Raw genomic sequence first — 12,093 nt, 5'->3', positions numbered from 1 at the left:
GCCGCTTGAGCAATAGGGGGGGCGCATGCTCGATCGAATCCGAGATATCTGTCGCTATGCGTCAGGCGTCCTTTTCGAGTCGCCACGGCTTCGCTGCTCGCTCGACCAGATAGTAGCAACTTGACGACGAGCCATTTAGGGCGCGGATCGCGGCCGGACGGTAATCCCCCCGTTTTCCACGGGGTTCAGAAGTAGAAACTAAGCGGCCATGGCCAACCGCTGCTTTGGCGTAAATCCGCCCAGGGCCATGTTCGGGCGGTCATGATTGTAAGTCCACATCCAATCGGTCGCGAAGCGCTGCACGTGGTCCAAGTCTTCCCAGTGGTACTGCGACAGCCATTCGTACCGTACGGTCCGGTTGAATCGTTCGACATACGCATTCTGCTGCGGCTTGCCCGGCTGGATGTAGTCGAGCCTGATGCCGTACTGTCGGGCCCATTCGATGATCGCCGCGCTCAGGTACTCGGGCCCGTTATCGCACCGAATCGCTTTGGGCCTGCCGCGCCAACCGATGATCTGCCGCAGCGCACGGATCACGCGTTCGGACGGCAATGAGAAGTCGATCTCGATGCCGAGTGCCTCGCGGTTGAAGTCGTCGATCACGTTAAACAGCCGGATGCTACGTCCGTCGGCAAGTTGGTCGTGCATGAAGTCCATCGACCAGACCTGATTGACGGCAGACGGCACCGCCAGCGGTTCCGGGACCTGCCTGACCAGTCGCTTGCGCGGCTTGATTCGCAGGTTCAACTCCAGTTCGCAATAGATCCGGTACACGCGCTTGTGATTCCAGCCGAAGCCTTTCACGTTGCGCAGGTACAGGAAGCACAGTCCGAAGCCCCAGTTCCGGTGGTTGTCCGTCAGGCGCAGCAGCCAGTTCGCAATCTCGTCGTTCTCGGCGCTGCGCCGACCGACGTACCGATAACAGGCCTGGCTGATCCCAAATGCCTCACATGCCAGCCGGATCGATACGCCCCGGCTGCACACCGCATGCATGGCCATCTCACGCCGGCAAGATGGCCTCAATCTTTTTTTGCGAGCGCCTCCGCTACGATCTCGGCCTTGATCTTCTCCTCGACGTACATCTTGCGCAGCCGGGCGTTCTCGGCCTCCAGTTCCTTCATCCGCGCGATCAGCGAAACGTCCATGCCGCCGTACTTCGAACGCCATTTGTAGAACGTCGCCGTGCTGATGCCCAACTCCCGGCACAGGTCCGGCACCGACAGCCCCGATTCCACGCGCTTGAGCGCGTCCATGATCTGGCTGTCCGTGAATCTCGATTTCTTCATTCCGTAGAACTCCCTCAACAAGAAAATTCTACTTCTGATCACACCGGTTTCTCGCATGGGAAAGCCAGCGTTCTTGCATAGCGGAAACCGAGTGGATTTACGTCCAATCAACCTATAGCCCGGAGCCGAATTACACACCCCATAGATTGCTCAGGCAACGCACAGATTGATGGCAAGACAGGTCAGACCGTGACTGGCAAAGCCCGACTGGTACAACGAACCTCGAGTTCACATGGTTGATGGGGCACCGGTCAGCGGATTCCATCAGGGATCGCGGGCATGTGCCCGAACGAAATCCGGATACATGGCTGCAATCTACCTATTGACTATCAGCCTCGCGCGGTGCTTGGCAAACCGGGGGCGTCCATACATGTACCAGGCCACTCATTCCAGCGTCGCCAGTTCGACGGATTCCCTCGTTTTCCACGGGGCGCGCCGATGAATCAGTTCCGTCTTGTACAGGCCGTTGATCGTTTCGGCCAGCGCGTTATCGTAGCTGTCGCCACGGCTGCCGACGGACGGCTCGATACCCGCGTCAGCCAAATGTTCACTGTACCGAATGCTGACGTATTGCGCTCCCCTGTCGGATGGATCAGCATTCCGCGAATTTTCCACTCCCAAGTGGGGCAGTTTTGTGGGCCAGGGTCACAGTATTTGATTGCCGATGGCGCATTTATGGGTAGGATCGTGGGTAGGAAGCCATCTGGGATAGAGGGAGTCTTACCTGGTGGACCTGTGCGAGCGGCAGTTGTAGTTTGCTGCCTTCCGCCATCCGGGCTTTCTTTCCCGATTCCCGAACGCGCCTTTTTCGCCGCGGCACCCCGCACAGCGACCGCGCAACCGGAATATTGGTCGGTAAAAGCCCCGAATTTGCACCGATTATTTCCTCGCTATAGTTGAAGCACGGGCGGACGACGCATGCATCATGCGCCGACACCGTCCGGGCAATGACTGTAGACGGGTGCTGTATGAAAAACATAATCGAAAAGACCGCGGGACCGGTCTGGGGTGTGGCGGCAGGCTTGCTCCTCGCCGTCGCAGGACTGGGTCTCGACATTCTCCCGAAATCGCTGGACGGCCCGGGAAGCGCGAACGACTTCATGGCATCCGGCGTCGCGATGCTGGGTATCTTCCTCGTCGTCTATTCCACCCACGAACTGCGAAGAAAGCGCTTGCACTGAGCGCACGCGCATCGTTGCGCCGGAAAACGCATCGGGCCGTCCGACGGCTCAGGAGTGCGCGCGTCCTTCGGCCGAACCCGAACCGACGAGCAGATCGTCGACGAGGATTTCGCCGGCTGCACGGCCTGCGCGCATCGCGTTGCGGGTGTTGCGGAACAGGCGGCCGCCCTCGTCGCCGAGCCGGACCGGCGCCAGCACGCGCGGCGCGACGCCGGCCGCTCGCACCTGCACGATCGCGACGAACCCGAACCGCAGCGGGTCGTGCGGCGCGTGGTCGCGCGGCAGGTCGAGCCGGAATTCGCAGCGGACATCGATCGTATATCCGCGGTAGGTGTACGCACTGTTCATCTGCAGCTCGCTCGGAAGGGAACGCGGCGACGGACCGTGGGCGCATCATATCGGCTCGGGCGAGCCAGCGGGGTTGGGGTGTCTACCTACTTGTGCAGCTCGTGCCGGTAAACGAGTTCGACGATCCGCTTCGTCGGAATGCTCGCGCGCAACTCGTCGACGCTGTCGATGGGAAACCACCGGCATTTCTCGATCTCGTTGCTCGCCTGCGGAATGTGGTCGGGGCCGACTTCCGCGAAGAACACGTGATGGATCTTCGCGAGCCCGGTGAACTGCATCGAGTAGACGAGATCCTGGCCGGTCATGCCGGTCTCTTCCTGCAATTCGCGGTGCGCGGCTTCGAGCGGTGTTTCTCCTCGCTTGATCGTGCCGCCGGGCAGCGCCCAGCGCGACGATGCGCGGGCGACGAGCAAGACCTGTTCGTCGCGATAGCAGAGCACGGTGGCCCGCTCCTTGACCGGAGCGACGGCGACTTCAGGGGTATTCGTGGAGACGGGGGCTTGAGGCATGAACCGATTCTAACCAGTGTCGGGCATCCGGCCAAGTCGGTGTGGCGCGATGCGGCCCGTCGATCGGGCCGCATCGTCATGGAGTGCGTAGCGTTACTTCTGTTCCGGGAGGAACCAGTTCATCACGAGCGCGCAGATGCCACCCGTTGCGACACCCGATTCGAGCACGTTCTTCAGTGCGTGCGGCAGGCTGTTCAGGATGTCCGGCACCTGCGACACGCCGAGGCCGAGCGCGAGCGACACGGCGATGATCAGCAGTGCGCGACGATCGAGCGGGATGCCCGAGAGGATGTTGATGCCCGACGCGGCCACCGCGCCGAACATCACCATCGCCGCGCCGCCCAGCACGGGCTCCGGCACGGCCTGCAGCACGCCGGCGACGACCGGGAACAGGCCGAGCACCACGAGCATGCCCGCGATCCAGATGCCGACGTAACGGCTTGCGACGCCGGTGATCTGGATCACGCCGTTGTTCTGCGCGAACACCGAACTCGGGAACGTATTGAACACGCCGGCCAGCAGCGAGTTCGCGCCGTTGACGAGCACGCCGCCCTTGATCCGTTGCATCCACACGGGCCCTTCGACGGGTTCCTTGGAGATCTTGCTGGTGGCCGTGACGTCGCCGATCGCCTCGAGGGACGTGACGAGGTAGATGATCAGCATCGGGATGAACAGCGACCACGAGAAGCCGATGCCGAAGTGCAGCGGGGTCGGCACCTGGAACAGCGCGGCCTGGTGCACGCCGGTGAAGTCGAGGCGGCCGAGCACCGCGGCGGCGATATAGCCGATCACGAGCGCGATGACGAGCGCGGTGCTGCGCACCCACACGATCGGCACGCGGTTCAGCAGGATGATCGTGCCGAGCACGAGGCACGACAGTGTCAGGTTGCCGGCGCTCGCGAACGTGCCGTTGGCCATCGCGCTGTAGCCGCCGCCCATGCTGATGAGGCCGACCTTGATCAGCGTGAGGCCGATCAACAGCACGACGATGCCGGTGACGAGCGGCGTGATCAGGCGCTTCACGAACGGCAGGATGCGCGACACGCTCATCTCGACGAACGAACCGGCGATCACGACGCCGAAGATCGCGGCCATCACGGTCTCGACCGGCGTGCCCTGCTTGACCATCACGCTGCCGCCGGCGATCAGCGGGCCGACGAAGTTGAAGCTCGTGCCCTGCACGATCAGCAGCCCGGCGCCCAGCGGGCCGAAGCGCTTGCACTGCACGAAGGTGGCGATGCCGGAAATCACGAGCGACATCGACACGATCAGGGTCGTATCCCGGCTCGATACGCCGAGCGCCTGGCAGATCAGCAGGCCGGGCGTGACGATCGGCACGATGATCGCGAGCAGGTGCTGCAGCGCGGCGACGAACGCGACCATCGGCGCGGGCCGGTCATTGGGGCCATAGACGAGGTCGTGCGACGGGTCGGTAGCGTCGGCGCCTTGGGGGGCGGATCGAGCGGGGGAAGCGGGTTGCATGGCGAGCGGGCCGGACAAAAGGGAAAGTGCGGCATTTTAGCCGAAGGGCCCGCCGGCGCCGCCCGGGCGCGCTGCAATAGTGGGGATTCGGCGGCTCGGCTGCGCACCTGGTCAGCGCAAGCCGACAGATATTGCTGCAGGACCTGGTCGAGCGGATTCGCGTACCCGTGCCCGTCATCAGCATAAAGGGGCTCTGGCGACGCTGCGCATCGCGGGGATGCGCGGTGCCCGTCAGCGTATTTGCTGCGATGGCGCCTGCGTCGCGCGGAATCCGGGGAGTTCGGGAAGCCGTTGCTCCATGTACTGCAGGAACGTGCGGGTCCTGAGCGGCAGATGGCGGCGCGACGCGTACACGAGATGCAGCGCGTGCGGCACGCTCATCTGCCATTTCGGCAGCAGCCGGACGAGCCGTCCGCCGTCGATCAGGTCCTGGACGGCCGGCTGGTGTGACGCGGGCGCGTTTCGCGCGGGCCGGCGGCCTCAGCCGGCCGCGCGCGAACCCGTGCCGCGTGCCGACGTGCGCGGCGGACGGGAATCCGGATACGCGCGCTTGCAGGTGTCGATGACGGTATCGCGCAGGCGGCGATGCACTGGGTCGCCGTGCATGCGCGGGTGCCAGAGCGCTGCAACGAGGATCCCGGGCAGTCGAACGGGGATGTCGAAGCTGCGCAGCCCCAGCGCTTGTGCGAGCCCCGGCGTGAATGCATTGCCGAGGCTCGAGCGCGGCACGAGCGCAACCAGGTCGGTGCCGGCCGCGACGCGCATCGCATCGGGGTACCCGGGCACGACGACGTGGACGTCATGGGCGGGCGCGAGCTTGCCTGTCGCAGCGTCGGCCGGCCCGCTGAAATCGCCCAGCTGCGATGCGATCACGTGCCGGCAGGCCGCGTAGCGCGCGGGCGTGATCTTGCCCGATGCGAACAGCGGATGCCCGGCACGTGCCACCGCGACGTGCCAGTCGTGAAAGAGCGGGTGCGTGTGCAGCTCGGGCGCATCGTCGCCGCGTTTGCCGATCTCCAGATCGACCGTGCCGTCGCGCAGCGGCCCCGGATCGCGGTCGGGCTTCGGGACGAAAAGCACGCGCACGCCCGGCGCGATGTCGCCGATCGCGGCGACCACCGGGCCGGCGAGCATTTCCATGAACGACGCCGCCGCGCGGAGGGTGAAGGTGGACGCGAGCGTCGACAGGTCCGGGTCGGCCGTGGCCGGCCGCAGCACCGCGCGAGCGTCGCTCGCGATCGCATGCACGCGATCGCGCAAAGCCGTTGCGTGCGGCGTCGGCACGAGCTTGCGTCCGGCCCGCACGAGCAGCTGATCGCCGGTGGCGACGCGCAGCCGCGTGAGCGTGCGGCTCATCGCTGACGTGCTCAGCCCGAGCCGGCGCGCAGCGGCGGTCACGCTGTTTTCGGTCAGCAGCACGTCGAGCGCGGTGACGAGGTTCAGGTCGATGTCTTCCATCCGGTCAGCATACGGCATTGCGCGGTTTGGCATGGCGTTCGGTGCAACTATTCCTTGAGTTCGGTGCGTCTGGTGCTGCTTGCCGTGCACACCTATAGTGGCTGCATGACGGATTTCCACAAAGGCCGAAACCATGCAATCGACTGTATCGAACCCGGGCGCACCCTCGATCCTGCTCGTCGCCGCGTCACGAGGGCTCGGCCTCGCGATGGCGGAGCAATTCCTGGGCAAGGGCTGGCGTGTCACGGGCACGGTCCGTGCAGGGTCGGGGCGAACGAAGTTGCACGAACTCGCCGGGCGCTTCGACGGCCGGCTCGAGATCGAGACACTCGACATCTGCGAGCCGGAGCAACTGGCCGCGCTGCGCGATCGTCTGTCGGGCCGGCGCTTCGACATGCTGTTCGTGAATGCCGGAACGACCAACGACCCGAACGAAACGATCGGCGAAGTGACGACCGATGAATTCGTGCGCGTGATGATCACGAATGCGTTGGCGCCGATGCGCGTGATCGAGACGCTGCAGGATCTCGTGACCGAGGATGGCCTGATCGGTGCGATGTCGTCGGGGCAGGGCAGTGTCGCGAACAACGTCACCGGAATGCGCGAGGTCTATCGCGGCAGCAAGGCCGCACTGAACCAGTTCATGCGCAGTTTCGCGGCACGCCAGGCCGGCACGTCGCGTGCGATGGTGCTGATGGCGCCCGGCTGGGTTCGCACGGAACTCGGCGGCCCCGACGCGCGACTGACCATCGAGGAAAGCGTGCCGAGCCTCGTGAACGTGCTGGTCGGAAAACAGGGGCGGGCAGGGCTGGAATACCTCGATTACCTGGGGCGCACCGTGCCGTGGTAGTAGCCGGTGCATCGGTGACTACCGCCACACGCGGGAGACGACCGGCATCGGCGCGGCCGGTATTCGACAGGTGAGCGGCCCGCAGCGAACGCCGCGCCGGTTCAATACAATGCGACGTCGAGCCGTCTGCTTGATATCGTGCGGACGATCGCCGCCGTCCTGAACGTCGACCCGTCGTGACGGCCCCCTGTCGAACCCGGAGCGCAGCATGAACGAGCCTTACCTGCAGGTCATCGCCCATTACTTCGCGAAACCCGGCAACGGCGAGCGCGTGATCGAACTGCTGACCGAACTCGCGCCGGCCACGCGCGCCGAGCCGAAGAACCTCGACTACGCGTACTTCCGCTCGCCGGTCGACCCCGACCACATCGTGATCCTCGAGCGTTACCGCGACGCCGACGGGCTCGATACGCATCGGGAAACGCCGCATTTCCAGCGAATCGGTGTCGGAGCGATCATTCCGTTGCTCGATCGCCGCGACGTGACGCGCTACATGGTGCAGCCCGACACCGGCACGGCGACGCCACCGGGAGATGGCCGATGAACCCGTTTCAATTCCGTACCGTTCCGACCCAGATCGTCGAATTCGGCGCCGCGCGCCGGCTCGGCGCGCTGTTGCGCGAACGCTTTCCGGCGCTGGTGCGGCTATGCGTCGTCACCGACGCGTTCCTGCATCGCAGCGGCGTGCTCGCGCCCGCCCTGGAGAGCCTCGCCGCGCACGGCTGGCAGGTGAGCGTGATCGACGACGTGATCGCCGATCCGCCCGAACACGTGGTGCTCGAAGCGACCGAGCGGGCGGTGGCGGCCGATGCCGAGATCGTGCTCGGCCTCGGCGGCGGCTCGTCGATGGACGTCGCGAAGCTGATCGCGGTGCTCGCGCCGGGCCGGCAGGCGCTGGCCGACATGTACGGCGTCGACAAGGTCGCGACGTCGCGGCTGCCGCTCGTGCAGATGCCGACCACGGCCGGTACGGGCTCCGAAGTGACGGCCGTGTCGATCGTGACGGTCGGCGAGGCGCGCAAGATGGGGGTCGTGTCGCCGCACCTGTTCGCGGACGTCGCGATTCTCGACGCCGAACTGACGCTCGGGCTGCCGCGCGCGGCGACGGCGGCCACGGGCATCGACGCGATGGTGCATGCGATCGAGGCCTATACGTCGTCGCGGCTGAAGAACCCGGTGTCCGACATGCTGGCCGTGCAGGCATTGACGCTGCTGTCGCGCAACCTGCTGAAGGCCTGCGACGACGGCAACGATCGTCACGCGCGCGAAGCGATGCTGGTCGGCGCGATGTTCGCGGGGCAGGCGTTCGCGAACGCGCCGGTGGCGGCCGTGCATGCGCTGGCCTATCCGGTCGGCGGCATTTTCCACGTGCCGCACGGGCTGTCGAATGCGCTCGTGCTGCCGCACGTATTGCGCTTCAACGCGCCGGCCGCCGCGCCGCTGTATGCGGAGCTGGCGGCGATCGTCGCGCCGTCGGCGACGGGTAGCGACGAAGCGCGGACGCAGGCGCTGATCGACGAGATCGATCGCCTGATCGTGGCGACGGGCATTCCGAACACGCTGCGCGAAGTCGGGATCGGCGAGGGCGACTTGCCGAGAATGGCGTCGGACGCGATGCTGCAGACGCGCCTGCTCGTGAACAATCCGCGCGAAGTGACGGAAGCCGACGCGCTGGCGATCTATCGGCAGGCATGGTGATGCATCGGGCGTGAAGGCGCGGCGGTCGACGGTGCGATGCCGCCGGCCGGCTTAGGCTATTTCAGATCGGCATCCCGGCAGGTCGATTCGAGCTCACCGTCGAAGTACTGGTACAGGTGTACGAGCAAGGTGTTGCTGCCGACCTTGCGGCCGAGGTAATGCGTACCTTCGGTCGACGTGCAGGTCGCGAATGCGAGCGGCAGGCCGCCGTCGAGCATGGCTTGAGGATGCGTGCCCTGACGCACGAAGCGCGCGGTGCCGGCCACGCCGAAGCCGGTCGTATCCGCCGGAACCGACTTCGGCAGCGACAGCGCATACGCGGTGATCGTGCGGTCGTCGTGCAGCGCGTCGAGAATCGGGTTGCCGGGTTTCGCGGCCGGCCCGGTGATCGTTGCGCAGCAATGCGCGATACCCTTGCCGTCGTCGGGCAGAATCTGCAGCGATGTGCCCGCGGGCAGATGTGTGTTCGGCGTGTAGTAGACGCCATCCGCGACCACGCCGACCTGCTGCGCGCGCGATGCGACAGGTGCGGCGAGCGTTGCGAGTGCGGCGGCAATCAGGAGTGCTCGGAGCGATCGGATGGGCATGATGGCGGCGATGATACACGCCGTCGTCATGTGCGGCGAGGGCCGGTCGCGATCACGACGACGCACGCACTGCCTGCCGCGTCGGCCATGCCGATACGCACGCACATCCCAGCGCGATCGCGGCGAGCGCGCATCCCGCCCACGGCGTGACGAGCAGCGCACCGCGTTCGACCAGCACGCCGCCGAACGCCGAACCGAGTGCGACACCCGCATGCATGGCCGACACGTTGATGCCGACGCTGGCATCGGCGAGCGATGGTGCGGCATGGATCAGGTAGTTCTGCACGATCGGCGAGATCGACCAGCTGATGCAGCCCCACAGCATCATCGCCGGCACGAACGCGAATGGCGACGCACCGGTCATCGGCAGCACGGCCATCGCGACGACGAACACGGCCGGGCACGCGCAGAGCGCGCGCGCTGCGCCGAGCCGGTCGGACAGCAGCCCGCCGAGCCACGCGCCGCTCACGCCGGCGACGCCGAACGCGACGTACAGGCCTTCGAGCGCGGCGGCGCCCGGCGACAGCACGGCCTGCAGATAAGGCGTCAGGTAGGCAAACAGCGTGAAATGCCCGCCGATCATCGCGATCGACACGAGCTGCGCGGCCAGCAGCCGGCGGTGGCCGAGTACCGCGCGGTACGACGGCGATGCGGGTGTATCGGTTGCGGCCTCGCGCGCCGATGCGTGGGCGGGCGTCAGGCGCGGCAGGCGCCGGACGAGCAACAGCGCCAGCGGCAGCGCGGGCGCGGCGATCGACACGAACACCGCCCGCCAGCCGGCCCAGTCGGCGATTCGCATGCCGATCGGCACGCCGAGCACGAGCGACGCGCTGATGCCCATGAACACGATGCCGATCGCGCGGCCGCGTTGCGACGCCGGCGCGAGTTCGGCCGCGAAGCGCGTCGCGACGAGGATCAGCGTCGCGCAGCTCGCGGCCATCAGCACGCGTGCCGCGAACAGGCTCGCATAGCCGGGGCTGGCCGCGGCGAACAGGTTCGCGGCCGCGAACGCGCCGAGCGACGCAACGAGCGCGGTGCGCCGTTCGACGCGCCCGACGAAGGCGGCCGCGACGAGTGCGGCGAGCGCGAACACGGCGGAGAAGATCGTGGTGAGCTGGCCGGCGGCCGCGATCGATACGCGAAGGCCGGCGGAGATGGCCGGCAGGATGCCGACGCAGATGTTTTCGGCGACGCCGGCCAGAAACACGGCGGCGGCCAGCAGGTATACGCGAACGTCCAAACCCGAACCCTCCTGTACGTACGACGCGACGGCGCCGGCAAGGACGGGGCCGCATCGGATCGAATCGACGGATGGGTTTCGAGGCGAGGCTTCGGTTATCCCGGAAAGCAGGACGGTACCGCACGCTCAGCCGGCGTGCAAGTATCGGCGTGCGACGCTTACCGCTCGTGCTTCGTCAGCAGTGCTGGGATTTCCTGCTTCAGCAGATCGACGATGACCCGCACGCGCGGCGGCAGCGGCCGTTGCGCGACGAGCACGTTCAGCGCGAAGCCGGGGATCGTGTACTGCGGCAGGATCTCGACGAGTTCGCCGCGCGCGAGCGCATTGACGCAGGCCGGCTGCTGCACCACGCCGATGCCGCCGCCGGCCACGATCGTGTCGAACATCGGGCGCCAGTGGCTCGTCGTCATCGCCGTCTGGATCCGCGCGTGTTCGAGCGTGCCGTCTTCGCTTTGCAGCGGCAGTTGTTCGTTCGCGAAGATGCCCTTGACGCGGATGAACGGGTGGTTCATCAGATCGGCTTTCGTTGCGATCGGGCCGCAGCGGTCGAGATAGCCGGGGGCGGCCACGAGCACGCGGCCGATCGAGCCGAGCGCGTGCGCGACGAAGCCGCCGTCGCCGAGCTGACCGACGCGCAGCGAGATGTCGACCCCTTCGGTGACCGGGTCGACGATGTTGTCGTTCAGCACCAGGTCGATGTGCAGTCGCGGATATGCGGTGCGGATATGCATCAGCACCTTCGGCACGACGACCTCGCCGAAGCATTGCGGCGCCGCGATCCGGATCGTGCCGCTGAGCGTGTTTTCCGTCTTCGAGACCGATGCGACCGTGTCTTCCGCCGCGTCGAGCAGTTCCTTGCTGCGTTCGTAGAAGACCCGGCCTTCCTCCGTGCACGTGAGCGTGCGCGCGCTGCGCATCAGGAGCCGTGCACCGAGAAATTTCTCGAGCTTTTCGATACGCTCGCTGACGGCCGGCTGGCCCATGTCCAGATCCCGCGCCGCACCCGACATCGTGCCGCGCTCGACGACCCTGACGTAGATGCGCATCGTCGCCAACAAATCCATGAAGTCGCGCCTCTTGTATGATCAATGTGTGTTTATAATGCGCGAATAAATGCGCGATTGATTCCCGATTGATTTGCAATGCATGTCAACGGGTCTTCATCTTTCGGTAAATACAACGTACTCGAAACAATCCGGAAGATATTTCGCATCTCGATCCGTTTCCCAACCGGCAGATAGTACTAAAGCCGCTTTCCCGGAAGGGTGCGTGTTCTGCCGATATTGGATATCGGCGTACGTGGCTAGCGACAAACCCTGACGAGTCGTAAGCTTCACCGCGACCTGTCCGTCTCTCCCTTTCTCGCGAAACGGATTTCCCGTTTTCGTCACCGACCGCAACGGCGATGGTTCGATCGTCGTACGTGTCAAGTCCGGCATGGCGTCACCCGGTTT

General features: G+C 65.8%; 13 protein-coding genes and 1 pseudogene. 4 read left to right on the top strand and 10 right to left on the bottom strand.

Annotation, left to right across the window (positions count from 1 at the left end; translation table 11 throughout):
- Nucleotides 1-198: 198 nt before the first annotated feature.
- Nucleotides 199-1,286 (bottom strand): IS3 family transposase gene (locus BX604_RS20845; RefSeq protein WP_098552463.1). Its coding sequence is split into 2 segments (ribosomal slippage): nt 199-1,025 and nt 1,025-1,286, totalling 1,089 coding nucleotides; the frame shifts between segments, so codons are not numbered across the junction.
- Nucleotides 1,287-1,673: 387 nt separating this feature from the next.
- Nucleotides 1,674-1,874 (bottom strand): annotated as a pseudogene (locus BX604_RS20840) (IS3 family transposase); the annotation flags it as partial.
- 380 nt (nt 1,875-2,254) lie between these two features.
- Between BX604_RS20840 and BX604_RS20835 the strand changes: the two are divergent.
- Nucleotides 2,255-2,467, top strand: a complete 213-nt coding sequence (locus BX604_RS20835; protein ID WP_098552993.1) for a hypothetical protein — start codon at nt 2,255-2,257, stop codon at nt 2,465-2,467.
- A 48-nt stretch (nt 2,468-2,515) separates the two neighbouring features.
- On the opposite strand, the gene BX604_RS20830 is transcribed toward BX604_RS20835, so the two are convergent.
- The 5 genes from BX604_RS20830 to BX604_RS20810 form a co-directional block, all read right to left on the bottom strand.
- Nucleotides 2,516-2,815, bottom strand: a complete 300-nt coding sequence (locus BX604_RS20830; protein WP_098552462.1) for a hydrogenase maturation factor — start codon at nt 2,813-2,815, stop codon at nt 2,516-2,518.
- A gap of 86 nt (nt 2,816-2,901) precedes the next feature.
- The gene (locus BX604_RS20825) at nt 2,902-3,324 is read right to left on the bottom strand and encodes an NUDIX hydrolase (protein ID WP_098552461.1); all 423 of its coding nucleotides are present in this window, start codon (nt 3,322-3,324) and stop codon (nt 2,902-2,904) included.
- 93 nt (nt 3,325-3,417) lie between these two features.
- Nucleotides 3,418-4,806 carry a nucleobase:cation symporter-2 family protein gene (locus BX604_RS20820; protein ID WP_098552460.1) on the bottom strand — a complete coding sequence of 463 codons (1,389 nt, stop codon included), beginning with the start codon at nt 4,804-4,806 and terminating at the stop codon, nt 3,418-3,420.
- A 231-nt stretch (nt 4,807-5,037) separates the two neighbouring features.
- Nucleotides 5,038-5,187, bottom strand: coding sequence for a hypothetical protein (locus tag BX604_RS20815; RefSeq protein WP_179894831.1), 150 nt, complete (start codon nt 5,185-5,187; stop codon nt 5,038-5,040).
- A 99-nt stretch (nt 5,188-5,286) separates the two neighbouring features.
- Nucleotides 5,287-6,264 (bottom strand): LysR family transcriptional regulator, encoded by a 978-nt coding sequence (locus BX604_RS20810; RefSeq protein WP_098552459.1) that lies wholly within the window; start codon nt 6,262-6,264, stop codon nt 5,287-5,289.
- A gap of 133 nt (nt 6,265-6,397) precedes the next feature.
- Here BX604_RS20810 and BX604_RS20805 point away from each other — a divergent pair, with 133 nt between their 5' ends.
- From BX604_RS20805 to BX604_RS20795, 3 genes are all read left to right on the top strand, one after another.
- Nucleotides 6,398-7,114: an SDR family oxidoreductase gene (locus tag BX604_RS20805; RefSeq protein WP_098552458.1), complete on the top strand. Its 717-nt coding sequence runs from the start codon at nt 6,398-6,400 to the stop codon at nt 7,112-7,114.
- Nucleotides 7,115-7,322: 208 nt separating this feature from the next.
- Nucleotides 7,323-7,658 (top strand): putative quinol monooxygenase, encoded by a 336-nt coding sequence (locus BX604_RS20800; RefSeq protein ID WP_098552457.1) that lies wholly within the window; start codon nt 7,323-7,325, stop codon nt 7,656-7,658.
- Entirely contained in the window at nt 7,655-8,812 is a 1,158-nt protein-coding gene (locus BX604_RS20795) for an iron-containing alcohol dehydrogenase (RefSeq protein ID WP_098552456.1), read from the top strand. The genes BX604_RS20800 and BX604_RS20795 overlap by 4 nt, the downstream gene beginning before the upstream one ends.
- Before the next feature lie 56 nt (nt 8,813-8,868).
- On the opposite strand, the gene BX604_RS20790 is transcribed toward BX604_RS20795, so the two are convergent.
- The 3 genes from BX604_RS20790 to BX604_RS20780 all read right to left on the bottom strand — a co-directional run bounded on the left by BX604_RS20790 (nt 8,869) and on the right by BX604_RS20780 (nt 11,703).
- Nucleotides 8,869-9,399: a hypothetical protein gene (locus BX604_RS20790; protein WP_098552992.1), complete on the bottom strand. Its 531-nt coding sequence runs from the start codon at nt 9,397-9,399 to the stop codon at nt 8,869-8,871.
- A 52-nt stretch (nt 9,400-9,451) separates the two neighbouring features.
- On the bottom strand, nt 9,452-10,639 hold the full coding sequence (locus tag BX604_RS20785; RefSeq protein ID WP_098552455.1) for an MFS transporter: 1,188 nt from the start codon (nt 10,637-10,639) through the stop codon (nt 9,452-9,454).
- A 158-nt stretch (nt 10,640-10,797) separates the two neighbouring features.
- Nucleotides 10,798-11,703, bottom strand: coding sequence for a LysR family transcriptional regulator (locus BX604_RS20780; RefSeq protein WP_098552454.1), 906 nt, complete (start codon nt 11,701-11,703; stop codon nt 10,798-10,800).
- Nucleotides 11,704-12,093: the final 390 nt, after the last annotated feature.

The sequence above is a fragment of the Burkholderia sp. JKS000303 genome (genome assembly GCF_002563755.1).
Taxonomy (GTDB): Bacteria; Pseudomonadota; Gammaproteobacteria; order Burkholderiales; family Burkholderiaceae; genus Burkholderia; species Burkholderia anthina_B.
Note: the sequence above shows the minus strand (reverse complement) of the source record. Positions and strands in the feature narration are given on the sequence as shown.